Origin of the sequence: Fictibacillus nanhaiensis (assembly GCF_036213205.1) — a bacterium.
Taxonomy (GTDB): domain Bacteria; phylum Bacillota; class Bacilli; order Bacillales; family Fictibacillaceae; genus Fictibacillus; species Fictibacillus nanhaiensis_E.
The window spans coordinates 1-24,141 of the sequence record NZ_JARMFC010000013.1 but is presented as its reverse complement, the minus strand read 5'-3'; the positions used below and the strand labels follow the sequence as shown (position 1 = coordinate 24,141).

Annotated in this window: 23 protein-coding genes and 1 riboswitch; of the genes, 10 read left to right on the top strand and 13 right to left on the bottom strand. The window is 38.7% G+C overall.

Going from position 1 to position 24,141, the window contains the following annotated elements:
* Positions 1 to 58 precede the first annotated feature (58 nt).
* A complete protein-coding gene (locus tag P4V41_RS13565) occupies positions 59 to 649 on the top strand; it encodes a xanthine phosphoribosyltransferase (protein WP_328085579.1) in 591 nt (196 codons plus the stop codon).
* A complete protein-coding gene (locus tag P4V41_RS13560; RefSeq protein ID WP_328085578.1) occupies positions 646 to 1,950 on the top strand; it encodes a nucleobase:cation symporter-2 family protein in 1,305 nt (434 codons plus the stop codon). Before P4V41_RS13565 ends, P4V41_RS13560 begins: the two co-directional genes overlap by 4 nt.
* Here the strand turns inward: P4V41_RS13560 and P4V41_RS13555 are convergent.
* The gene (locus P4V41_RS13555) at positions 1,932 to 2,165 is read right to left on the bottom strand and encodes a hypothetical protein (protein WP_328085577.1); all 234 of its coding nucleotides are present in this window, start codon (positions 2,163 to 2,165) and stop codon (positions 1,932 to 1,934) included. The genes P4V41_RS13560 and P4V41_RS13555 overlap by 19 nt on opposite strands.
* 245 nt (positions 2,166 to 2,410) lie before the next feature.
* Here P4V41_RS13555 and P4V41_RS13550 point away from each other — a divergent pair, with 245 nt between their 5' ends.
* The 6 genes from P4V41_RS13550 (at position 2,411) to P4V41_RS13525 (ending at position 9,556) form a co-directional block, all read left to right on the top strand.
* Positions 2,411 to 2,533, top strand: a complete 123-nt coding sequence (locus P4V41_RS13550; protein WP_328085576.1) for a hypothetical protein — start codon at positions 2,411 to 2,413, stop codon at positions 2,531 to 2,533.
* A gap of 46 nt (positions 2,534 to 2,579) precedes the next feature.
* Complete coding sequence (locus tag P4V41_RS13545; protein WP_419181316.1) at positions 2,580 to 4,577, top strand: bifunctional 2',3'-cyclic-nucleotide 2'-phosphodiesterase/3'-nucleotidase; 1,998 nt, start codon at positions 2,580 to 2,582, stop codon at positions 4,575 to 4,577.
* A gap of 166 nt (positions 4,578 to 4,743) precedes the next feature.
* Complete coding sequence (locus P4V41_RS13540; RefSeq protein WP_328085575.1) at positions 4,744 to 5,169, top strand: VOC family protein; 426 nt, start codon at positions 4,744 to 4,746, stop codon at positions 5,167 to 5,169.
* A gap of 233 nt (positions 5,170 to 5,402) precedes the next feature.
* Positions 5,403 to 6,788, top strand: a complete 1,386-nt coding sequence (locus P4V41_RS13535) for an aldehyde dehydrogenase (protein WP_328085667.1) — start codon at positions 5,403 to 5,405, stop codon at positions 6,786 to 6,788.
* A 119-nt stretch (positions 6,789 to 6,907) separates the two neighbouring features.
* Positions 6,908 to 7,771: an LAGLIDADG family homing endonuclease gene (locus P4V41_RS13530; RefSeq protein WP_328085574.1), complete on the top strand. Its 864-nt coding sequence runs from the start codon at positions 6,908 to 6,910 to the stop codon at positions 7,769 to 7,771.
* A gap of 525 nt (positions 7,772 to 8,296) precedes the next feature.
* Entirely contained in the window at positions 8,297 to 9,556 is a 1,260-nt protein-coding gene (locus P4V41_RS13525; protein WP_328085573.1) for a YeeE/YedE family protein, read from the top strand.
* A gap of 41 nt (positions 9,557 to 9,597) precedes the next feature.
* Here the strand turns inward: P4V41_RS13525 and P4V41_RS13520 are convergent, their stop codons facing one another.
* Positions 9,598 to 10,404 carry a serine hydrolase gene (locus P4V41_RS13520; RefSeq protein WP_328085572.1) on the bottom strand — a complete coding sequence of 269 codons (807 nt, stop codon included), beginning with the start codon at positions 10,402 to 10,404 and terminating at the stop codon, positions 9,598 to 9,600.
* Positions 10,405 to 10,562: 158 nt separating this feature from the next.
* On the opposite strand from P4V41_RS13520, the gene P4V41_RS13515 reads away from it, so the two are divergent.
* On the top strand, positions 10,563 to 10,943 hold the full coding sequence (locus P4V41_RS13515; RefSeq protein WP_328085571.1) for a hypothetical protein: 381 nt from the start codon (positions 10,563 to 10,565) through the stop codon (positions 10,941 to 10,943).
* The gene (locus P4V41_RS13510) at positions 10,933 to 11,649 is read left to right on the top strand and encodes a styrene monooxygenase/indole monooxygenase family protein (protein WP_328085570.1); all 717 of its coding nucleotides are present in this window, start codon (positions 10,933 to 10,935) and stop codon (positions 11,647 to 11,649) included. The genes P4V41_RS13515 and P4V41_RS13510 overlap by 11 nt, the downstream gene beginning before the upstream one ends.
* Positions 11,650 to 11,718: 69 nt before the next feature.
* On the opposite strand, the gene metH is transcribed toward P4V41_RS13510, so the two are convergent.
* The 11 genes from metH to P4V41_RS13455 all read right to left on the bottom strand — a co-directional run bounded on the left by metH (position 11,719) and on the right by P4V41_RS13455 (position 24,022).
* Entirely contained in the window at positions 11,719 to 15,171 is a 3,453-nt protein-coding gene (gene metH / locus P4V41_RS13505; RefSeq protein ID WP_328085569.1) for a methionine synthase, read from the bottom strand.
* Complete coding sequence (locus P4V41_RS13500) at positions 15,164 to 17,014, bottom strand: bifunctional homocysteine S-methyltransferase/methylenetetrahydrofolate reductase (RefSeq protein WP_328085568.1); 1,851 nt, start codon at positions 17,012 to 17,014, stop codon at positions 15,164 to 15,166. Before P4V41_RS13500 ends, metH begins: the two co-directional genes overlap by 8 nt.
* 65 nt (positions 17,015 to 17,079) lie before the next feature.
* A riboswitch (SAM riboswitch) is annotated at positions 17,080 to 17,194 on the bottom strand.
* Between the two features lies 1 nt (position 17,195).
* Complete coding sequence (locus tag P4V41_RS13495; protein WP_328085567.1) at positions 17,196 to 17,834, bottom strand: NAD(P)-binding protein; 639 nt, start codon at positions 17,832 to 17,834, stop codon at positions 17,196 to 17,198.
* Positions 17,835 to 17,849: 15 nt separating this feature from the next.
* Positions 17,850 to 18,602, bottom strand: a complete 753-nt coding sequence (locus P4V41_RS13490) for a sirohydrochlorin chelatase (protein WP_328085566.1) — start codon at positions 18,600 to 18,602, stop codon at positions 17,850 to 17,852.
* Positions 18,603 to 19,385, bottom strand: coding sequence for a uroporphyrinogen-III C-methyltransferase (cobA, locus tag P4V41_RS13485; RefSeq protein ID WP_328085565.1), 783 nt, complete (start codon positions 19,383 to 19,385; stop codon positions 18,603 to 18,605).
* Between the two features lie 12 nt (positions 19,386 to 19,397).
* Positions 19,398 to 19,619: a DUF3906 family protein gene (locus P4V41_RS13480; protein ID WP_191753389.1), complete on the bottom strand. Its 222-nt coding sequence runs from the start codon at positions 19,617 to 19,619 to the stop codon at positions 19,398 to 19,400.
* Between the two features lie 15 nt (positions 19,620 to 19,634).
* Positions 19,635 to 21,263: a nitrite/sulfite reductase gene (locus P4V41_RS13475; protein ID WP_328085564.1), complete on the bottom strand. Its 1,629-nt coding sequence runs from the start codon at positions 21,261 to 21,263 to the stop codon at positions 19,635 to 19,637.
* Positions 21,264 to 21,288: 25 nt separating this feature from the next.
* Positions 21,289 to 21,888, bottom strand: a complete 600-nt coding sequence (cysC, locus tag P4V41_RS13470) for an adenylyl-sulfate kinase (protein ID WP_328085563.1) — start codon at positions 21,886 to 21,888, stop codon at positions 21,289 to 21,291.
* Positions 21,854 to 23,050, bottom strand: a complete 1,197-nt coding sequence (gene sat / locus P4V41_RS13465) for a sulfate adenylyltransferase (protein WP_328085562.1) — start codon at positions 23,048 to 23,050, stop codon at positions 21,854 to 21,856. Before sat ends, cysC begins: the two co-directional genes overlap by 35 nt.
* Positions 23,051 to 23,076: 26 nt before the next feature.
* Entirely contained in the window at positions 23,077 to 23,784 is a 708-nt protein-coding gene (locus P4V41_RS13460; RefSeq protein WP_328085561.1) for a phosphoadenylyl-sulfate reductase, read from the bottom strand.
* 94 nt (positions 23,785 to 23,878) lie between these two features.
* Complete coding sequence (locus tag P4V41_RS13455) at positions 23,879 to 24,022, bottom strand: YezD family protein (RefSeq protein ID WP_328085560.1); 144 nt, start codon at positions 24,020 to 24,022, stop codon at positions 23,879 to 23,881.
* Positions 24,023 to 24,141: the final 119 nt, after the last annotated feature.

Sequence of the window (24,141 nt, the reverse complement as noted above, 5' to 3'; positions counted from 1 at the left end):
AATCAGAGAGAAGCAGTTCTCCGGTTTTTTGTATTTCAAAAAAATATGAGGTGGGAAAATGAATTTTTTGGAAAAGAAAATTTGTGATGAAGGGATTATATTGTCCTCGTCCGTTTTAAAAGTAGACTCGTTTTTGAATCATCAGATCGATCCTGAACTTATGGTGCAAATTGGGACCGAATTTGCGAATCGTTTTAAAAGTGAAGGAATAACAAAAATAATAACAATTGAATCATCAGGAATAGCACCCGCTGTATTTGCAGGATTACAGTTACACGTTCCTGTCGTCTTTGCTCGTAAAAAGAAATCGTTAACCTTAACAGAAGGATTATTAACTTCTAGCGTTTACTCCTTTACAAAACAAGAGCAGAACGAGATTTCCATAGCCAAGAAGTTTATTCAACCTGGTGATAAAGTGTTGATAATCGATGATTTCCTAGCGCATGGTGAAGCAGCCCTTGGACTAGCGGACCTCGTTGATCAAGCTCATGCTGCGGTCACTGGATTTGGCATCGTAATCGAGAAATCGTTCCAGGTCGGTCGTCAAAAGCTTGAAGAAAAAGGATATCGCGTTGAATCGATCGCAAGAATAAAAGAAATGAACACGAATGGGATATCTTTCATCCAATCAGAGGTGATGTCATCATGAAAAAGGGTAAAGTATTTTCTTTAGGGATTCAACACGTTCTTGCTATGTATGCAGGAGCAGTTATAGTGCCATTGATTGTAGGAAGCGCCTTAAAATTATCTCCTGAACAATTAGCTTATTTAGTGGCCATCGATTTACTAACGTGTGGACTAGCAACACTTATCCAAGTTTGGCAAAACCGTTTCTTTGGAGTAGGCCTCCCAGTTGTTTTAGGTTGCACATTTACAGCTGTAGGACCGATGATCGCCATTGGAGGTCAATATGGGATGAGTGCAATCTATGGTTCTATTATTGCAGCAGGTCTTTTTGTTGTTATTTTTGCTGGGGCGTTCGGCAAAATTCTTAAGCTATTTCCACCAATCGTTACAGGAACCGTTGTAACAATTATAGGGATTACACTAATTCCAGTTGCCATCAAAGACATGGCAGGCGGAGCGGCAAGCGAGGACTTTGGCTCAGCGCAAAATTTATTGCTCTCTTTTGGTGTTTTAGCATTCATCCTACTTTTATATCGTTTTTCTAAAGGCTTTATTCGATCCGTATCCATCCTGATCGGTCTAGTTGCGGGAACTGTAGTTTCTGTATTTCTAGGCTTAGTCGACTTTACACCAGTTATGGAAGCGTCATGGGTTCATATGCCAAAACCTTTTTATTTTGGAGTTCCTACCTTTGAACTTGGTGCAATTATCACCATGATCTTAGTGGCTATCGTAAGTTTGATCGAGTCTACAGGTGTGTTTATGGCACTAGGAAAGATATGCGACAGAGACTTAACACCGAAGGACTTAACAAAAGGATATCGAGGAGAAGGTCTTGCCATTATCTTAGGTGGAATCTTTAATGCATTTCCGTATACGACATATTCACAAAACGTCGGCCTTGTTCAGTTGTCCGGAGTAAAAGCAAAGCAGGTAATTTATGTTGCAGGGGGGATGTTGATTTTCCTAGGCTTGATTCCTAAAGTGGCTGCACTTACAACATTAATTCCAACAGCCGTTATGGGCGGAGCGATGGTTGCCATGTTTGGTATGGTGTTTGCTTCTGGTATCAAAATGCTAAGTGAAGTGAACCTCGCTAAACAAGAAAATCTTCTTATCATTGCTTGCTCAGTAGGAATGGGGTTAGGTGTTACGGTTGAACCTGAACTTTTCAGCAGACTTCCTGAAAGTATACAGATTCTCACGGAAAACGGAATTGTAGCTGGGAGTTTGATGGCTGTTACATTAAATTTATTATTTAACACGAAGTCTAAGAAAGTGATCGTTTCTCACGTTCAACAAAGTCAGAAGGAAGCGGTATAAACGAAAGAGCGGCTATGATCCTCACTGAAACCAGTGGATGATAGCCGCTTTTTATGTTTGATACGATTAAGTTTTTCACTTCTTGATTTTGTTCTCTTCGTTGTCATCAGATTATACATCTCACCTTGAGCAAAAGCACTTCGATCAAGAATAGGGTTTCGTTTTCCTTCACGAACACATTTTTCTCTCATTTTCTTTGCTTTTGATTTAGCCATTTTGTTCATTCCTTTCGTTTCTTAAGATGGAAGTTAATGGGTACTACAAGATTACTATACTATATTTATACGTTGAAAAGATGCACGTTGTGTAAGAATGCACAGAATCTTAAAAAAACAAGCTAGTATTATCAGAAAAGGAAGATTATAATCTTCCTTGGGACCCAAATGTTAGATCTTTGGATGAGTAAAATGCTTCGAATAGATTCTGTTTTTCTTCTTAGCGACGTTGATTGAAGGGGAAGATGCGAGCCTCTAACGTGAGCGTAGTGGCAGGAGGCGTACCGTTCTCCCCGTGGAAAGTGAACATCGGTAACGGAAATCAGCTAACTTCAAGAGCAACGAACTACACGGAGAAATCTTTCTAGATCTGACTAGTTAGTCTCAATCTTATGAAATAAAGGGGTTATTGTTGTGAATAAAAATGTTAAGAAAGTAGCTTCACTTACATTAGCTATTAGTCTCTTAAGTTCACCTCTAGCTGGCCAAGCCATCGCTAAAATGCCAGCAAAACACAAAAGTAAAGTTAACCTCAGAATTATGGAAACAACCGACATTCATACAAACCTATTAAACTTCGATTATTACAAAAATGCAGCATCTGAAAATGTTGGTTTAGCAAAGACAGCTACACTGGTTAAAACAGCCCGTGAAGATTTAAAGTACAGTCAGAACAGTGTGTTAGTCGACAACGGAGACCTAATTCAAGGCACACCACTTGGTACATATAAAGCAAAGATCGCACCGCTAAAAGACGGAGAAGTTCATCCGGCCATCGCAGCTATGAATCTTATGGATTACGACATGGCAACACTAGGAAACCATGAGTTCAATTACGGACTCGATTTTCTAGCTGAAACGTACGACGATGCTAACTTTCCTTTTGTAAACGCTAACGTATACGTAGATGATAAAGATAACAATCCTAAGAATGATGTAAACAAATACACACCTTACAAAATTGTAAAAAAATTCGTAAGAGATGAATATGGCAGACCGAAGCTTTTGAAAATCGGTTATATCGGTTTCGTACCACCACAGATTAACGAATGGGATAAATCACACCTCGATGGGAAAGTAATCACGAAGAATATCATTGAAAGTGCGGAAAAGTTTATTCCGCAAATGAAGAAAAAAGGTGCAGATATCATCATCGCACAAGCTCACTCTGGCTTTAACGGAAGTGAAACGAACACAGAAGATGTGATCTATTCACTCAGCAAAGTAAAAGGGATCAGTGCCATTACGTTCTCGCACACACACAAGATATTCCCTGCTGCTGATGAAAAATCATTAGATGCACTGTTTAAAGACGCGAAAGGTAATGTTCTTCCTGGCGTTGATAATGCAAAAGGTACGATTAACGGTGTGCCAGCTGTACAAGCAGGCTATGGCGGAGGATCACTTGGTTTGATCGACTTAACTCTTCAACAAGATCGTGGAAGATGGAAAGTAGTTTCTTCTCAATCTTCAGTTAGAAGTGCAGCAACCGTTAAGCCAGACGAGAAAGTAGTTAATACAGTTAAAAATGTCCATGAAGCAACGATCAAGTATGTAAACACACCAATTGGTTCAACAACAGACGATATTCATAGCTTCTTTGCACTTGTTCAAGATGATCCATCTGTTCAAGTCGTAACGAACGCTCAGAAATGGTATGTAGAAAAATACATTTTATTAAACAAACCAGAATACAAAGACCTTCCAATACTTTCAGTTGGAGCTCCATTTAAAGCAGGAAGAAATGGCGTAACGGAATTTACTGAGATTCAAAAAGGACCACTTACGATTCGCAGTGCAGGTGACCTTTACCTTTATGACAACACGCTAAAAGCGCTAAAAGTAAAAGGATCTGTTGTTAAAGAGTGGTTAGAAATGTCCGCTGGGAAATTTAAGACTATCGATCCAAACAAAACAGAAGCACAGGAACTTTTAGATGCAGGTTTTCCTGTTTATAACTTTGATGTAATTGACGGCGTTAATTATCAAGTGGACGTTACAAAAGCTCCTAAGTATGACAAAAACGGTGTAGTGATCAATGCTAATAGCAATCGTATCGTGAACCTAACATACGACGGAAAAGCCATCGATCCTAACCAAGATTTTATCGTAGTAACGAACAATTACAGAGCGGGTGGCGGTGGAAACTTCCCAGGTGTAAAAGGAAGCGAATATGTAGTAGACTCTGCTGATGAGAACCGTCAGATCTTAATGGATTACATCACAGAGATGAAAGAAATCACACCTACAGCTGACAACAACTGGTCGATTGCTCCCATTAGCGGAAACGCTAACGTAACGTTCTTATCATCACCAAACGGTCAAAAATATACGAGTGAAGCAGGCAAGATTCAATACACTAACAAAACAGATGCAAACGGATTTGGAATTTATAGTATTGATCTAAAATAATGAAGATGAAAGAGAGCCTAAATGGTTCTCTTTTTTATATGGAAAAGAAGGTGTAGATCTGTTTTAGTAGAAATATAAAAATTGTAGCAATAAGAAATAAAGTTTGATATAATGATAACGAACAAACGTTCTATGGTCGAAAAAATGAGACGATGAGGTGCTAAAAATGATTGTAGCAGTGAATCCTTACGTAGTAACAAATGGAAACGGAAAAGAAGCAGTAGAGTTTTATGTAGATGCTTTTAACGCAGAACTTATCTCACTTCAAACATTCGGAGAGATGCCAGAGGATCCTAATCATCCACTTTCAGAAGAAGCGATGGACCGCGTAATGAACGCTCAATTTAAAGTAGGCGATACCGTTATGATGCTTTCTGATAATTTTCCTGGAATGCCTTATACTGTAGGAAATCAAGTAACCATCGCGATTCATATCGATTCAGTAGATGCTTCAAAACAAGTTTTTGAGAAACTCTCTAAAGATGGTAAAGTTACAATGCCTCTACAAGAAACATTCTGGAGCCCATCATATGGCCAAGTAACAGATAAATATGGTGTAGAGTGGCAAGTTTCTGCCATTCAGCAAGACTAAAATAATAAATAATGCAGATCCTTTCTTCTACATAGAAAGGGTCTTTTTGTTTAGGTCGCTTTTTTTAGGGTTATTTTAGTAATGTATCACTAAAATAGATGAGAAAAAGTCAAAATCATTGACTACCTTTCATAAACATATTATAGTGATTTCACTAATACGTGTTCATAAGTTTAAACACTTAATTTTATTTTATGTTGTAGGAGGCGTAAAGTTTGAATCAGCCAAACACGATGAAAGAAAACACAAAGGAATCGATTGATAAACTCGTACGAGCTCAAAGAACATATTTTAGAAGCGGAGTAACTCGTTCATATGATTTCCGCATGAAAGCATTAAACAACCTTTCTAAGCTTATTCGTAACAACGAAGCAAAGATTCTTCACGCATTAAAGACAGACTTAAATAAATCAGAAGCCGAAGCCTACACAACTGAGATCGGCTTTTTATTAGAGGAGATTCGTCATACTCAAAAACATCTAAAAAAATGGATGGAACCTAAAAAAGTCAAAACAGCAAAGACCCATATTGGCTCAAAGGGTTATACCATTGCTGAACCTTATGGCGTCACATTAATAATCGCACCCTGGAACTATCCGTTTCAACTGCAACTAGCTCCGTTAATCGGTGCTATCGCAGCTGGTAATACGGCAATTTTAAAACCATCTGAACTTACGCCACAAACGTCAAAACTATTGGATGAACTGATCAAAGAATACTATCATCCTGACTTTATTGCAGTAGTAGAAGGCGGAGTTGAAACCAATAAAATATTGCTCGATCAACCATTAGATTATATATTCTTCACAGGCAGTGTTCCTGTAGGTAAAATTGTGATGGAAGCGGCTAGTAAGAGACTTATTCCTATCACATTAGAACTAGGTGGTAAGAGCCCTTGCATTGTAGATGAAACAGCAGACCTTAAGCTTGCTGCAAAGCGTATAGCGTTCGGAAAGTTCACGAACGCTGGTCAAACGTGTATAGCACCAGATTATATCTATCTGCACAAAAACATACGTCAACCATTCATTGATACATTTAAAGAAGTAATCAAAGAATTTTACGGCGAAAACCCACTGCAGAATGAGGAATTCGGTAAGATCGTTAATGATCGTCATTTTAATCGTTTAAAAAGTTACTTAGCAGAAGGTGAGATACTTTTCGGTGGTCGATACGATGAAACCAGTGAAAAGATCGAACCTACTTTAATAGCTCCCTCTGATACAACTTCACCTGTTATGACTGATGAAATCTTTGGACCTATCTTTCCAGTCATGGAATACGGAAGCATTGATGAAGTAATCGATTTTGTTGTAAAACGCCCAAAACCACTTGCACTATACCTGTTTACGATTAACAAAGAGATCGAAGAAAAAGTGGTGAATAACATCTCATTTGGTGGTGGTTCAATCAACGACACATTGATGCACATCGCCACACCTTATCTACCTTTTGGTGGGGTGGGAGAGAGCGGGATTGGAAGTTATCACGGTGAGTCCAGTTTCGTCGCGTTTTCTCATAACAAAAGTGTGCTCAATCAAACGAACAAATTCGACTTTAGTTTTCGATATCCGAATGCCAAACATGGTTTAAAGATCATTAAAAAGTTAATGAAATAGAATTTTTTGGGGCGCTGTCATTTAAGATAGCGTCTTTTTATTGAGAATAGTGCCAAAAACTCGACTAGAGAACGAGTGTTCGGTATAATAGAGTTAAGTGAATAAAGGAGTTGATTGGTATGCGAAAAAAGAAGTGCACCATGAGTATTCCTACCATTATTGAACGTTTTCAAAGCGGAATGACCAGCAATGAGATCGCATTAGAGGCAAATGTGACAACAAGATATATCAATTCTGTTCTGCAGCAACATAACGTTGAAAGACAACCACATAGCAGCTGGTTAAGACGTTATACAGTGAATGAAGATTACTTCAAAACATGGTCAGCATCTATGGCATATGTATTAGGATTTTTCGCTGCAGATGGAAACATGCCTCAAGACGCGCAAATGATTAGTTTTTCACAAAAAGACCCAAAGATCCTCGAAGATATTAGGGAAGATCTTCAATCTACACATCCAATAACAATTAACCCCCGAACAGGTGTACATCTATTAAAAATCTCTAGTAAAATAATTAAAGATGACCTAATGAATGTACATGGTATGTTACCAAAAAAATCAACTATACTTGAGTTTCCTTATGTACCAAATGAGCTTTTACACCATTTTGTAAGAGGTTATTTTGATGGTGATGGTAACATATACGCTAGAGGTAATATAGTGAGTTTTGTTGGAGGATCACTTGCATTCATGATTGGATTGAATAATGTATTAGAAAAACTAGGGTTTCAGCCAAGAATAAAACAAACTCAACAATATTATAGACTCTATATTAGTGGTAGAAAAACATTAAAAGAGTTCTACAATTATATCTATAGCGATAAAAACTTATATTTAGAAAGGAAATTTAAATTATTCAAGGATAAACATATCGAATCAACTAATTTAACAAACAACTTTCACAAAAGAACAAAAGAAGCTGTAGCTCAGAGAAAGAAAAATTTTATTGACACATACAAATCTAAACAGTGTCTAAATTAAGTCCGCTCAATAAGCGGGCTTTTTAATTTGAACTAAAATTAGGAGTAAGAGGAGTAAGTGAAGCGGAAGCGTTGAATGTAGCTAATTCTAATTTTTTATTTCTTGTAGACATAATATCTATTCTCGGCAGCTATGTAAAACATAATGAAACTAGTCTCAAAATTAAAGATTACTTAAAATAGTGAGACGAAATGAAAATTTTTGATTTATTAGTCCCCGCAGCAAAATTTTTTATTATTTTTCTAATAATTTCAAGCTGGTTTTTATTCTGATTGTACCTGCTGATTATTATTGGTTTGATCGATCTAAATAATTTTGACACTCTTGGAAAAATAAGCGTGCATTAAAAAAATACCCAATTAAGTTTGTATTAACTTTGCTCCTAAACCCCCTTCGTTATTGCAGTTGTTAATGGTTGGTTGTGAACAATAGTAGAATAAACAGAAATTACTTTTCATATTTATGGTTCCATAGTATAATGCTATAATTCCGACATAACTCATAGGAATTGGAGGGTTTGTAGTTATGGAACAAACAGAAACTTATCTTTCAACAAATAAACAACGAGCATTTCAGCCTACTACTGTTGTATCAAAATTACAGCCTATGCAAAGAACTTACGTATTTATAGGAGTCCTTGCAGCATTGATTCTACTTTTTTTTACAATTGAAGTTGCGAGCTGGACGCAAGGAACCCTTTTTATCATTGGATTAGCACTTGGTGGAGCTTTACTTTATGCACGTTTTGGCTTTACCTCAGCATTTCGTAGATTAGTTTCAGTCGGTAACGTTCAAGGATTGCAAGCACATATGGTTATGCTAGCCGTGGCATCGGTATTATTCGCCGTTATCTTTAGTACTGGTTTTACCTTCACAGGTAGCGAACCAACAGGAAATGTATCACCTGTTGGCATTAGTATTCTAGTTGGTGCTTTTTTGTTCGGTATAGGGATGCAATTTGGCAATGGATGTGCATCAGGAACTCTTTACTCTTTAGGTGGCGGATCATCATCAATGGTTTTAACCCTGATTTCATTTATTGCAGGATCTGTTTTAGGGGCTTACCACTTCACATTTTGGATGGGATTGCCTTCTCTCCCACCATTATCTTTAAATCAGATTCCAGGACTCGGTTACCTAGGAGCGTTAGTCGTTCAGTTAGCACTCTTCGCTTTCATCTATTGGATAACTGTTCAAATTGCTAAAAAGAAAAAGCCGCCTATGATGAAGCCACTCCCAACTACAGTTGGTTGGAAAAAGGTACTTCGTGGCTCATGGCCATTATTTGCAGCCGCAATTGTGCTAGCATTATTAAATGCACTTACATTAACAGTTAAAGGAAGTCCATGGGGTATTACATCAGCGTTTGCATTATGGGGCGGTAAAGCGATGATGGCAACTGGTGTTGACGTATCTACGTGGGGTTACTTTGACGGGAAGAATGGAGAAGCTCTTACAAGAAGTGTTCTAACAGATGGAACAAGTGTTATGAACTTCGGTATCATACTTGGTGCATTTATCTCAGCTTCTTTCCAAGGAACATTTAAACCCGGAAAGATCAAACCAGGTATTGCTGGCGCATCGATCATCGGTGGTTTATTGATGGGCTATGGTGCTCGCTTAGCATTCGGCTGCAACATTGGTGCTTATTTTAGTGGAATTGCTTCATTTAGTCTCCACGGCTGGGTATGGGCAGTTATGGCTATGTTGGGTACGTATTTAGCTCTGTTCGTTCGACCGTTGTTCGGGTTAAAGAACCCTAAATCTACAGATTCAATTTGTTAACTTTAAAAAAGCTAATGGGTGTTGATCCATTAGCTTTTTTTCTATCTAGAAACATTGAATATTAATTGTCCGATTTCTCCCATTATCCGCCTAGGTTCATTACGGTTTACAATGTTTTTGCTCATTATAGAAATGGCGTATGTATGACCTGGAAAATAGAATAATCCCACATTATGTTCCACCCCTGATACATAGCCCGTCTTATGAGCTGCTTCCCAATTTGGAATCATACCAATAGCACCTTCTGCATCTGGTAATAACCTTGGAAGTAAACCATTCATCTTCTGCTGCTTTAGGATATTTATCATCATTTCACATGCTTTTATTGATACAACTCTACCTGATGCTAAATGGATTAAAAACTGATTAATTTCATTAGGTATTATAACGTTTAATTCACCAGGTTTTCTGTCGGGTGAAATTTGCAGCTTGTGATTAAGTTGGCTCTTTTTGAATCCCCATCGTGTCATGTGTGCTGCTATGTTCTCAACACCTACCAAATCAATCAAGACATTTGTTGCCGTATTATCACTTTCAATAATCATTAGTACAAGTAGATCATAAATCGACCATTCCATACCGGCAGACAAATGCTTCAAAATACCATCCCCAGGTACAAAGTCTTCTTCATGAATTTGAATTTTATCCGTTAAACGGCATTCCCCTTCATATGCATGTGCAAAAACAGCAGCCATAATAGGAACCTTGATAATACTAGCAGCATAGAATGATTCATTTTCTTTGTAAGCAAAACTCTCATTCGTTTTAAAATCATACAAAGAACAGCCATATATCCCTTTTCCAGAAGCTAATAATTCAGATAATGAATGTTCGATTTGTTTTAACATACCCGCTTCCCCACTTTCCGTTACATATTTCTATTCATATATACCTATATGAAATTAAACAAAAAGGCTCATTTACAAAATTCGGAATCAAAAATAGACTGAGAGCGTTACGAGTTCAATGTGTTGTCTATATAAACTACATAGAAGGAGCGATGATCTTGAAGAAACAGATTTGTATTGTCGGAAGCGGTACCTCTGGTTTACAGCTCGCTTATGCTCTTAGAGAAGATTTTCAAGTAACGGTTATTCACTCTCAATCTCCTGAAAAGATACGTTCTGGACGAGTTATGTCAACTCAAGTTCATTTTGGACCAACCCGTTCACGTGAATCCCGGTTTCACATGCCAAAATGTGATGATACCGAACCGTTAAAATGTGTACGTGTAACGATAGGAAACCAAAAGCTTTTTACAGGTATGCTGCAAGAAGATGCGTTATCTGTTGATCAACGATTATATTATGCAACTAGTATGGAAGATTTGGCTTTAAAAGGTGTTACATTTCAAGAACAAAAAGTAGACAATGAACATGTTGAATGATGTACCTCAGCGTAAATGTATAGTCGGTTACTTTACAGGTGTTACACAACACAAGCCTTTAGGTATTAATGTCACAGTCCTCCCGGAAATTGGTGAGATGTTTGAAATTCCTGCAATAACTGAAAAAGGTTCAGTTACCATTCTATTTATCATGGCAGTCCCTGATAAAGAACTAGACACGTTTAAAACAATTAAAGATTCTTCATCTTTTACGAAACAAATGAAAAAGACAGTTGAAGAGTTTTTCCGAGATATTCATGAACGTTTGAATGCGCAAGAATTCTCATTAATAGATGATCGTGCTTTTCTTCAGGTCGCCATCAAACCTGAAATTCGTCTTCCTTACATGTCATTTAATGATAAGCTCGTTATTGGTTGTGGTGACAGCGTCTTTCTCCATGACCCTATCACTGGTCAAGGTTCAAATCTGTCCTCATACTGTGCAGAGCAATTGTACGAAACGTTAGTTGATTCTAAACATGATAAATGGGACGAAAAAATTGGGTTATCTTATTGGAATCGAATAAAAACGTATGTAGCCGAAGTTACCCAATGGACAAATGCGATGTCTCAACCATTGCCGCAGCATGTTGTTAATACTTTATTAGAAGGTGTAACAAATCAAGAACAAGCAAATGCTGTAGCTGAGTGGTTTGCTTATCCTCCATCTGCTCATAAAGCTTTCTTTCAAAAATCTAAAACTTAACAACACCTTACTTTTTAAATCCCAAGTTAATTATGTAAAGCACCTGAAACTTCAATCAGGTGCTTTATTCTAACTTAACACATTAAAATACCGCGCTTCAGGATGAGCAAAAACAATCGCAGAAACAGATGCTTCTGGCTCCAACATGCACCCATCGGTCAGGTGAATACCAATATCTTCTGGCTGTATCAGTTTAAATAGCTTTTGCTGATCTTCTAGTTCTGGACAAGCGGGATAGCCGAATGAAAACCTTTGTCCCTGATAACGAGCCGAAAATCGTTCTCTCATCGTAAAATCTACCGAGTCAGGAAAGCCCCAGCGATCTCGCATCTGTTGGTGAAGAAGTTCGGCGAAACCTTCTGCTGTTTCTAGTGCTAAAGCTTGTAGTGCATGACTTTCAAGAAAACGGCCTTCTTTCTTATATTCTGCAGCTAGTTCACGAATACCTGTACCTGCTGTAACAGAAAAGAATCCAACATAGTCCATTTCCCCGCTTTCTTTTGAGCGTAAATAATCTGCAATACAAAGATAGGGCTCTTTATTTTGTCTTGGAAAGTCAAAAGTTTCAATTACTGTCCTTTGATCAATCGGATCATAGATTAATACCTGTTCACCATTACTTTGTGCAGGAAAGAATTGATATAGAGCTGAAGGTTGAATCAAATTCTTTTCTTTTGCCTCTGTTAACAGATGATCAATCAATGATTTAATTTCAAGTGTTCGCTCATCCTTTTCTTGAAGTAATCTAGTTATTTTACCTTTGATGCCAAGATGATGTCCGAGCAGCATCTGTAGATTGATATAAGGCTGAATATGTGAGAGTGAGTAATTTTTTAGAATATGTCTTACTGTATCGTTTGGTACAAAAATGGGAGCAGTTTCTGAAACCTTTGACCGGACTTTAACGGCAGTAGCAACTCCTGCAGAGCTTTCATTCATTTCTGAGTGTATCGCTATTGTCTTTTTTCTCTGTGCAAGTTCTACAGCTAGTCGATCGAACTCTTTTGGAGTTTGAATTTGATTGGCAAACGAGAGACCTTCCATCGCATCTTTTGCATAAAGAACCATTCCTTCGTATTCCTTTGATATCTTCGTATCGGTGAACTTTCTAGATAAAGCAGCACCGCCGACTAAAATGGGTGTTGAAATGTTTGCTTCTCTCATATCGTTTGCTGTTAACACCATCTGTTGAGCAGATTTTACGAGCAATCCAGAAAGTCCGATAATATTTGGTTGTTCTTTTTTAATTGCTTCGATTAACGTTTGTGACGATACTTTGATCCCTAGATCTACCACCTTAAATCCATTATTGCTTAGAATGATATCTACCAGGTTTTTTCCGATGTCATGAACATCACCCTTAACTGTAGCAAGTAATACCTTCCCTTTTGAAGCAGATTCATCATTCGTTTCCATGTAAGGTTCCAAAAAAGCAACAGATGCTTTCATGACTTCCGCACTTTGCAGGACTTCTGCAACGATTAACTGGTTCTCATTGAAAAGCCTGCCCACTTCTTTCATTCCATCCATTAATGGACCATTAATGATGCTTAAAGGTGTAGCATACTTTTGTAATGCGATCTCTAAGTCGGGAATTAAACCTTCCTTCGTACCTTCTAAAATGTAATAGTGTAGTCGCTCTTCTAAACTCATATCAGGAAGCTTTGATTTTGTTTCTTTCTTCTTACCTCTATAAAAGTCTGTAAAAGCAGATAATGCTTCTTCTGTTGTTTGAAATAATAGATTTTCTGCCATCTCAATTTCTTCCGGTGCAATAGAAGCGTAACGTTCTAGCTTTTCGGTATTTACGATCGCGTAATCAAGTCCCGCTCCTGTGCAATGGTAGAGATATACTGCATTTAGAACTTCACGTCCCACTGGAGGCAACCCGAACGATACATTACTGACTCCTAAAATGGTTAAGCATTCAGGAAATTGATCTTTAATCTGGCGGATGCCTTCAACCGTTGCATTAGCTGAACCAAAATACTGCTCATCACCTGTCTCAACTGGAAATACAAGAGGATCGAAAATGATATCTGATGGTGAAACATTATATTTATTAACTAAAAGGTTATACGATCTCTTTGCAATTTCAAGTTTTCGCTCAGCCGAAACGCCCATTCCAATCTCATCAATCGTTCCAACCACTACCGCTGCTCCGTATTTATGAAGAAGCGGTATCACCTTTTCAAACCGTTCTTCGCCGTCTTCTAAATTAATGGAGTTGATGATGGCTTTTCCTTGTGAATATTTTAACGCTAGCTCAATCACATCCTCATCTGTAGAGTCGATGACAAATGGAATTTTTACTTTTTTAACGGCTTCTTTCATGAACTCTTCCATATCATGAAATTCATCTCGATCAGGATCAGCTAAACAAACGTCGAGTACATGTGCACCGCCTTTTACTTGAGCCCTCGCAATCTCAGCAGCTTCTTCAAACTTCCCCTCAGCAATTAGCCGTTTGAATTTTCGTGATCCAATAACATTTGTTCTTTCTCCTACCATGATCGGTCTTAACGTTGGATCATCATATATAAAAGGTTCGATTCCTGAGACCATATGAGTTTCGTATACTTGCAGGTGACGAGGTGGATAGTTCTTCATAACTTTTGTAAGTGCTTCTATATGAGCGGGTGTAGTACCACAGCAACCACCAACGATGTTCAGCCACCCTTTTTCTGCAAACCCAGATAGTTTAGTAGCCAATGATTCTGGTGTTTCATGATAATTTCCTTCTTCATCAGGAAGACCTGCGTTCGGATAACAGCTTACGGCTGTATTAGACAGATTCGATAAGGAGCGTATGTGATCATGCATGAATTCAGGACCAGTCGCACAGTTTAGTCCCACTGCGATCGGATTCATATGCTTCAACGATATATAAAAAGCCTCTATCGACTGTCCCGCAAGTGTGGTTCCCATTGGTTCAATCGTTCCAGAAACCATGAGTGGGATTCTTTTTCCAGTTTGTTCAATAGCTTGCTCAATCCCTAAAAAGCCAGCTTTTACATTCAACATATCTTGGCTTGTCTCTAAAAGCAGAAGATCCGCACCCCCGTCAATCAATCCTTGTGCTTGTTCAGCATAAGCATCTCTTAACAGATCAAACGTTGTTCCGCCTGTAACACTGAGTGTTTTTGTAGTCGGGCCGAGTGAGCCGGCAACAAAACGCGGCCACTGTTCTGTTGAAACAGCATCAGCGGCTTTTCTTGCAATTTCTGCTCCAAGCTTATTGATCTCATAAGCTCTATGTCCTAATTCGTATTCATCCAGTACAAGATTCGTACCGCCGAATGTATTCGTTTCAACGATATCCGCGCCCGCTTCAAGATATTTATGATGAATGTTTTTAATAACATGAGGTGCCGTTACGTTTAAATACTCATTACAACCGTCATACGATTCACCGCCAAAATCTTCTGGTGTAAGATTGGCTTCTTGAAGCATCGTTCCCATCGCGCCATCCATGATTAAAATCTTTGATTCCATCTGTCTTTCTATTGATGACTTAGGCATTCTGTGACCTCCTGGCTAAAAGTGATGGATGATGAGCTCGTGCATATTGTGCTAATTCCACGGTTAGTTCGTAACGCATGAATGGAGTGATCAGGTAGATGCCGTTAAAGAGTTCCATGGCTGTGTCTAATAATGACTTGGCAATCAATAAGCCTTCTTTACAAGCTTGTGTTGGATCATCTTTATACTTGCCCATGCGATCACGCACAGAATTAGATAGTTTGATTCCTGGAACTTCATGGTGAAGAAATTCTGCGTTTCGGAAAGAAGTTAATGGCATAATTCCAATATAGATCGGTTTATCAATGTGTTTTGTAGCCTCATACGTTTCAATAAGTCTTTGCTCTGAAAATACAGGCTGGCTGATAAAGTAATCTGCGCCATAAACAATCTTTTTCTCCAACCGCTCAACAGCTTTATCAATGGATCTGATATTAGGGTTAAAAGCCGCTCCAACTGTAAAGGATGTTTTTTCTCCAAGCTCTTTACCAGATAGTGATAACCCTTCATTAAACTGCTTGATGAGCTTGATCAGTTCGAAAGACGTGACATCATAAACAGATGAAGCACCTGGGAAGTCTCCGACGCTTGCCGGATCTCCGGTAACTGCAAGTATTTCATGAATGCCATGTGTGTGAAGCCCCATCAAATGTGACTGAAGGCCGATTAAATTTCTGTCGCGGCACGTAATATGAACGAGCGGACGAAGGTTAAGTTGGGACTGCACAATCGACCCTAATGCAGAGTTGCAAACACGGGGTGAAGCAAGCGAATTATCGGCGAGGGTAAGTGCATCGATTCCCGCTTCTTTTAACGCCTTTGCTCCTTCCATAAAACGTGATGTATTTAATTTACGCGGTGGATCTAATTCAACAATAATGGATTGCTTCTTTTTAACTTCTTCACTTAGTGGTACGTATTTAGGTTTTGATGCAGACTGAATAACAATTTTTTGCTCTCTTAGTTTCACTTCTTTTTCCGTTACAGGTTCTAAGTTTTTAAGTTCACTAGAGAAGGCATGTATATGAGCAGGCGTCGTACCACAACATCCGCCTAATAAACGAACACCTTGCTGCCTGAACAAATGGGCACATTCTTTAAAATAATCAGCGTCCCCCTCATAATTAAAACGGCCATCTGTATAGGAAGGAAGAGATGCATTAGGGAACGCTGAAAGAAATGCCTGATTCGGTAATGCAACTTCTTCAAGCGTCATCAGCATGTGATACGGCCCAAGGCGACAGTTTAATCCCACAACATCAGCACCTAAGTTCTCAAGCCGCGTCAAAGCATCTGAAATCTGCGTACGGTCCTGCATAAAACCGACTTCCTGCAATGACACTTGAGCAATGATCGGTAAAGATGTTTCTTTTCTAGCAATCTCTAAAACGGTTTCTAGTTCTTCTAGGTCATAATAAGTTTCTAATTGAATTCCATCTATATTCTCCATCAACAAACAATACAGCTGCTCACGAAAACTGCGCTTAATCTCATCGAGAGGAATACTATTCGGTTTAATACCGCGTATCCCACCGATCGTACCTACAACATATTCGTTATGAGCGGCTTTTCTAGCGATTTGAACAGCCGCTTTATTAATCTCTTTTACATGATCTTGAAGTCCATAACGTTCGAGCTTTGAATAGTTCGCTGCATAAGTATTGGTTTGAATGATATCGGCACCTGCATCTAAATAGGCGCGATGAATGTTATAGATCTGCTCTTCTTGAGAAAGGTTTAACTCTTCATAACAAAAGTCAGATCCATACGAATACAGAAGCGTTCCCATCGCGCCATCACCTATTAGTATCTTGTTTTGTTTCAAGTCTGTGATTAAACTCATGATAACCTCCTATATAAAAATAAAAAGCCTTCTATAAAAGAAGACTTTTTTAAAGCGTCAGGGTCTTCTTATCTTTACAAGTTCAGCAATTGAACTCTCAGGAATTAGCACCTTTTCAGCTTGTAGCTGCTGGTTGCTGAGGTTTCATAGGGCCGCTCCCTCTACCTCTCTTGATAAGGATTTATTCATTTATGTGTTCATTTACTAAATTGCGATCAATACTTCTTATTAATTCCTGTTTGTACGCGTGTTGCTTTTCCTCGTCATATAAAAAGGACCAATCAGTTAGATTTTTTAATAAGTCTTGTCGATATTTTTCCGGAAATTCCTTCTTAATGATTGATCTGCATTGGAATAAAAAATCTAAATACGTTTCATAGTCTTCACTGTATTTTTGTTGAAGCTCTTTTTTTATAGATTTAGATAGACTTGGACTAGCTCCAGAGGTTGAAACCGAAAGTATGAGTTTTCCTCTTTTTACAACACTAGGAACAATAAAATTGCCAAGGTGTGGTTGATCAACTACATTCACAAGTTGTTTTGTACTTGCCTGTTCTGCAATCCAAGAGTTAACCTCCTTACAATTTGTCGCCGCAATGATTAGTAATGCTTTCTCCAAATCTTCTCGTTTCACTTTTCTTTCAATCCAAGTCAGCTTTCGTTCCGCATGCCATTCCTTAATTTCTTCAACCGCCGTTGGACTGATTATTGTAATTTTTGCTTCTTCATTCAATAAATCTTTAATTTTTCTAGAGGCTACTAAGCCACCGCCAGCTACTACGACCGTTTTACCCGACAAGTTTACATGTATGGGATACATAGCATTCCTCGCTTTTTAAGAAAATGCATATTTCTTTGTTTCAAGTGTTTCATTGATACGGGTGAGTAAAACGTCTTTAAGAATAGGATGGTAGCCAAGCGTCTCACAAAGAGTTACGTTTTGAGTGGTTTGTTGCTGATAACGAGTTATCGTATGTTTCATTCCGTTTATTAATAGCCCTGAAAATAGAAGATAAGGCACAACTATAACTTGGTGATATAGCTCGCGACTACTCCATAATGCTTCCTCAAAGCTTGGATTTGAACCCGTTAGAAAACAAGCTTGAATTCTAGGAATTCCATAATGGTTTTGTACGTTAGACGCTATTACATCTAGGTCCCGCTTTACATCTTGATCGGTACTGCCTCTGCCTACAAGTAGGATATGTGTATTTTTTCTTAAACTAAGTTCACTTTTGGTAATTTTCTCCCATAACAAATGTGAAATGGCGTCGTGTACACCGAAAGGACGTCCGTAATTCACTTCAACTTCTGGATATTGGTTCTGCATTTGCTGTAGTTCTTTTGGAATATCTATTTTTATATGATTAGCACTTAATAAAAACACAGGAATCACAGAGATACTACTTGCTCCCTTTTGTATACACCTTTCAAACCCTTCTGCGATAGAGGGTTCAGCAAGCTCTAGAAAACAAATCTCTTTAATAGGCACATCAACTTGCGCCATACAAAGTCTCACAAATTCTTCCGCTTCGATTCGTCCTTTTGCAAGTCTTGTACCGTGACAGATAAAGAGCAATGACTTCATTTACAAAGCCTCTCTTACGGCAAGCTTACTTGGTTCTTCATTTAGCTGTTCAAACCATTTCAATTCACTACGAAGACGAACGACTTCACCGATAATGATCATGCTCGGATTTTCAATTTGTTCTTTAACCACGATTTCCTCAATCGTATCGAGTGTACCTGTAACGGTTCGTTGACTCTTGATGGAACCCCATTGAACAAGGGCAACTGGTGTTTCTTTGCTTTTACCGTTTTTCGTTAACTGTTCGCAAATATAACCTAAATTGCCTACACCCATATAGATCGCTAACGTATCAATACCGTTTGCCAGACTTTCCCATTTCAATTCATCTTCTTCGCCTTTTTTACGATGACCTGTAACGACTGCAAAGCTTGAAGCGATGTTTCGATGAGTAACAGGAATTCCGGCATAAGCTGGTGCTGCAATCCCAGATGTTATTCCAGGAATCACCTCAAAGGGAATGCCACTTCTTGCTAGCGTTTCTGCTTCTTCTCCTCCTCTTCCGAACACGAAGGGATCACCACCTTTAAGCCGAGTTACTACTTTTCCTTTTTGAGCGTGTTTCACTAAAAAACTGTTGATCGTTTCTTGCTTCATGAAATGATAGTTTGGCAGTTTTCCACAATAGATTAAGTCACAGTCGGGTTTTGCATAAGAGAGCAGTTCTTTGTTCACTAATCGATCATATAAAATGACATCCGCCTTCTGTATACAACGCAGACCTTTTACAGTTATCAGTCCTGGATCACCCGGACCAGCTCCGACAAGATAGACTTTTCCCATCATCATCACTCCTTAAGGATTTAATATTGTTTCACGTTCATACAGCACGAATCCGTTCCCCGTACGAATTCTTTTCTTTTCATAAAGAGAGATCTCATCAACTTCAGGTTGTTTCAAAAAATACTTCTCGAGCTCTATGTCAACTAACTGAAAAGCCTGTTCATCTGTTGAAGCGGCTATCACAACAGGAATAACCTCTGATTTTGAGATCACTTCAAACCGGTATAAATACATGGCGAGATCTCCATTTCATGAGACTTTTTCTTCTAATTCTTCTGCGATACGATCAAGTTCTATTTGAAGCTGTTGTATTCCAAGTCGGTCTATATAGTCAAAAAAGCTTTCTGATGGAAGTTTCGTTTCTTTAAATGTAGTAAGAAACTGTAAAAGTACTTCGTCTAGCGAATCCGCATGAAACTTTCCTTTTAGCTTTTCATTAAATTTTCCGCCATCATCAAGTGTGCCTCCTACATAAATCTCAAAGGCTTGAACCATCTTTTTCTCTTTTGTTTTTAACAATACGCCTTGAAGGCCAATATCTGCGATCTGACGCTGTCCGCATGAGTTAGGACAGCCTACCATATGAATTCGAACGGGTACATCTAGTGTAATTTTCTGATCCAGATTCTCTGCAATTCTACGCATCCTTTCTTTCGTTTCAACGAGTGCCAAGTTGCAATACTCGATCCCGGTACAAGAAACAGAATGACCAATGAAAGATAGAGGCTGCGTTGTAATGCGCTTGAAGATGCTTTCTTTTAAGAGCAACTCGACGTTTTCGTGTTTTACATTTGGAATAATTAAGTTTTGAGAATTTACTGTTCGAATCTCACCGTTTCCGTATTTCTTCGCAATTTCAGCGAGCTCTAAAACTTCGTCAGCATGAAGTCGACCAACAGGTACGTTAAAGCCGATATAACTTAACCCTTTTTGCTTTTGAGGGTGAACACCATAAAAGTATCCTCCATTCCATGTTTTAAGAGCATCTTTTCCTTTAGTCTGGAGAGGTCCAGTATATTCTAAGAGTTTCTCTTTAAATTTTTCTGGTCCCCAATCTGCCATTAAGAATTTAAGACGTGCAAGGTGACGCTTTTCCCGATAACCGTAGTCACGAAAAATAGTAGTAATTGCGATAGAAACATCTTTAACCTGTTGTGGTTCAATAAACACATCGAGTGGCTGTGCTAAGAAAGGCCGAGAAGAAAGGCCTCCGCCAATCTTGATATGAAACCCTGGAACTTCCTTTTCATCAATAAGTTTGTATGCGGGAGTAAATGCCACACAGTTGATCTCAGCATGTGCACTATTGTTTACATTTGAGCTGATCGACATTTTGTATTTCCTTGGCAGGTTCGAGAAATCCTCATTATGCTGGAAGAACTCATAAACTTCTTTTACTATTTCAGTGGTATCAAAAAGTTCATGCGGATCGATGCCTGCGATCGGGTTCCCCATGATATTACGCGTAATGTCACCACATGCACCAGCGCTTGATAATCCAACCGCTTCTAACCGATTAAAAATATCCGGGATCTGATCAATGGTAAGCCAGTGAAACTGAATCGCTTGCCGAGTGGTTATATCGAATACGCCTCTTCCGTAATCTTTACAAATGTAAGCAAGCGCTTTTACTTGTTCATAGTTTAAAATGCCTGATGGAACATTGACTCTCATCATAAAATAACCATCTTCTTTAGGACGCTGCAGATAGAGTCCTGCCCATTTGAAACTATCCCATTCTTCTTTTGGGATAGAAGAAAAGCCTAGCTCTGCGTAATGAGGAATATCCTCAAATATTTTTAAACCGTCTTTTACGAGCTTTTTTTGTTCTGTTTTATTGATCTTCGGATTTTCTGCCCACGGCTTTTCATATGCCATTCTCTCAATCTCCTTTTTTAGTTAGTTAGATTAGCTTTCTATTTTTCAAGTAATTTACGATGCTCTCCACACTCTCGGAAACGTTTTGTTCGTTAGTATGTATGGTAAGAGCAGGTGAAACCGGTTCTTCATAAGGTGAATCAATACCAGTAAAGTCAGGAATCTCACCTTTTCGAGCTTTGCTGTATAAACCTTTTGGATCTCTTTTTTCACATTCGTCAATCGGGCATGAAACGAAAATTTCTATGAATTCCTCTTCTGAAACGATTTTCTTCGCCATTTCCCGATCTTGTATAAACGGAGAGATAAAAGCTGTAAGTACGACCGTTCCGTTATCTACAAAAAGCTTTGATACTTCAGATATGCGTCGTATGTTTTCACTTCGATCTTCATCTGAGAAAGAAAGATCACGGTTTAATCCATTTCGAATGTTATCTCCATCCAACACGTAGCTTCTTATGTTTTGATCAAACAATACTTGCGCTAATGCATTAGCAACCGTTGATTTTCCTGACCCTGAAAGTCCTGTAAACCAAAGTACAAAACTTGAATGGTTGTTTTGGATTCGCCTAGCTTCTTTTGAAATTGAACTATCGTGCCAAATGATATTGTGCGGATTGCTCATTTGAATCTCCTATTCTATGATTTTCATCATTTCGATTTAGTCCATTTATTAATACCTCTACTACTTCTTTTCGGCTGAACGTACTTGGTGGAAGTTCTCCATTTCGAAGGAGCTCTCTTACCTTTGTTCCGGATAAGATGACATGTTCTTCCGTTGGGTGTGGACATGTTTTAGAAGAAGCCATACCTTCGCATTTGTTGCAATAAAAACTATGTTCAAAAAACAATGTTTGGATGCCGATCTCCTCTTCTGTAAACTGTGAAAAGATCTCTTGTGCTTCATACGTCCCGTAATAATTTCCTACTCCAGCATGATCACGACCTACGATAAAGTGTGTGCAGCCGTAATTTTTTCTGACGATCGCATGAAAGATGGCTTCACGAGGACCTGCATATCGCATCGCTGCAGGAAAGACAGCAAGAAACACGCGGTTATTAGGATAATAGTTTTTTAGAAGAACATGATAGCTTTCCATTCGAACATCAGCTGGTATGTCATCAGACTTTGTTTCACCAACGAGTGGGTTTAAAAACAGACCGTCTACAATTTCAAGTGCAGCTTTTTGAATATATTCATGAGCACGGTGAACGGGATTTCTCGTTTGAAAACCTACAACGGTACTCCAACCTAATTCCGTAAACTGTTTTCTTGTTTCGATAGGATCGAGATGATACTCTTTGGACGAACTTTTCTCAATACGTCTAACAAGCGTAATCTCGCCACCTACATAAACAGAACTTCTTTCAATCAGCTTCTTAACTCCTGGATGATTAAGGTCAGATGTCTTATAAACTCGCTCCGCTTCAATTTGTTTAACAGGAGAATAAACATCACCTACCTTAAGAATTCCATAGGTTACGCCGTCGTATGTTAAACGAACTTCTTCACCTCTTGTAAGTGTTGATGCTGTATCAGAATCTACGGGTAACGTGATGGGCAAGCTCCAAACCGTACCATCACTGAGCCTAATATCGTGGACAACGGATTGATAATCTTTTTGGTTCAAAAATCCTGTTAATGGACTGTATGCTCCGATCGCGATCAATTCAAGATCACTAAGTGCTGTTGCATCAAGGTTAATTTCTTTTTTAATGTTCTGATGTGGTGTATCAGGCTTGAACTGATTGATTAATTGCCCTCCGTGCGGTTGAATCGTACTCATATTGTTTCTCTCCTCCTAGTGATTCTCTATTTAGTCTCGTGAAGTCCACATTCAAGTTTTCCGGTACCTGACCATCTTCCGGAACGAAGATCATCTGCGTTAATAGCTGCCTGTGTACAAGGAGCGCAGCCTATACTTGGATAACCATTGTCGTGTAGTTTGTTATACGGCAAGTCTTGCTTATGGGCATACCGCCAAATATCCTTCCACGTCCAATGGATGAGAGGACAGACTTTAATACTTTTGAACCGTTCATCTCTGTTGACGAATTCGGTATTGCTCCTAGCTGCTGATTGCTCTTTACGCAGACCAGAGAGCCAAGCTTTTACCCCTTTTAACTCTTCTTCTAGAGGTATTACTTTTCTGATCGTGCAGCATAGATTAGAATCCACATTCCAAAGCTCCTCACTGTGTTTTTTTGCTTGCTCCTCTAGAGTGAGAGCTGACGTTTTCAGCTTGATTCGAAGTGAAGGGTATCGTTTCTTTGCAGCTTCAATTACGTCATATGTTTCTTGAAAATGCAGGTTTGTATCGAGAAATACAATCTGTGCATCTGGTTTCACTTGGGAAACAAGATCCACAAGAACACTACCTTCTATACCAAAGCTGCAAGCATAGACTAAGTCCTCACCGTATGTTCCAAAAGCCCACTCCAACACATCTAGAGCACCTTTGGTCGGATTTTCGTGATCAAAATCTGGTAAATTGTTGTTCCAAGTTCCATACGTTAGCAATTCGCTACCTCCTTTTAACATACAAAAAGCGGCTTTAACGATTTTAGAGCTTAGCCCTATCGTTAAAACCGCCTCTAGTTTTCTAGTCAGCGAACTATTTAATTCTTACCTTCTCATTTTTTTCCAGCTGAATTACTTTTCCATCTTGGACGATTAAAGTGATCGAACCGAATTTAATACTGCTCAGCATCTTTTGAAGCTGAGGAAGAAAATCGTTTGCACTCTTTTCATTTCCCACTCCACTGCCTCCCTTTCTAACATTCATATCTTTAAAAGGCTTTTTTCTAAAAATGTTGTTTGATCATTTTTGTTTTAGCTTCATTGACAGGTTGATTGGAGCGTAAGATGCGAGACTCC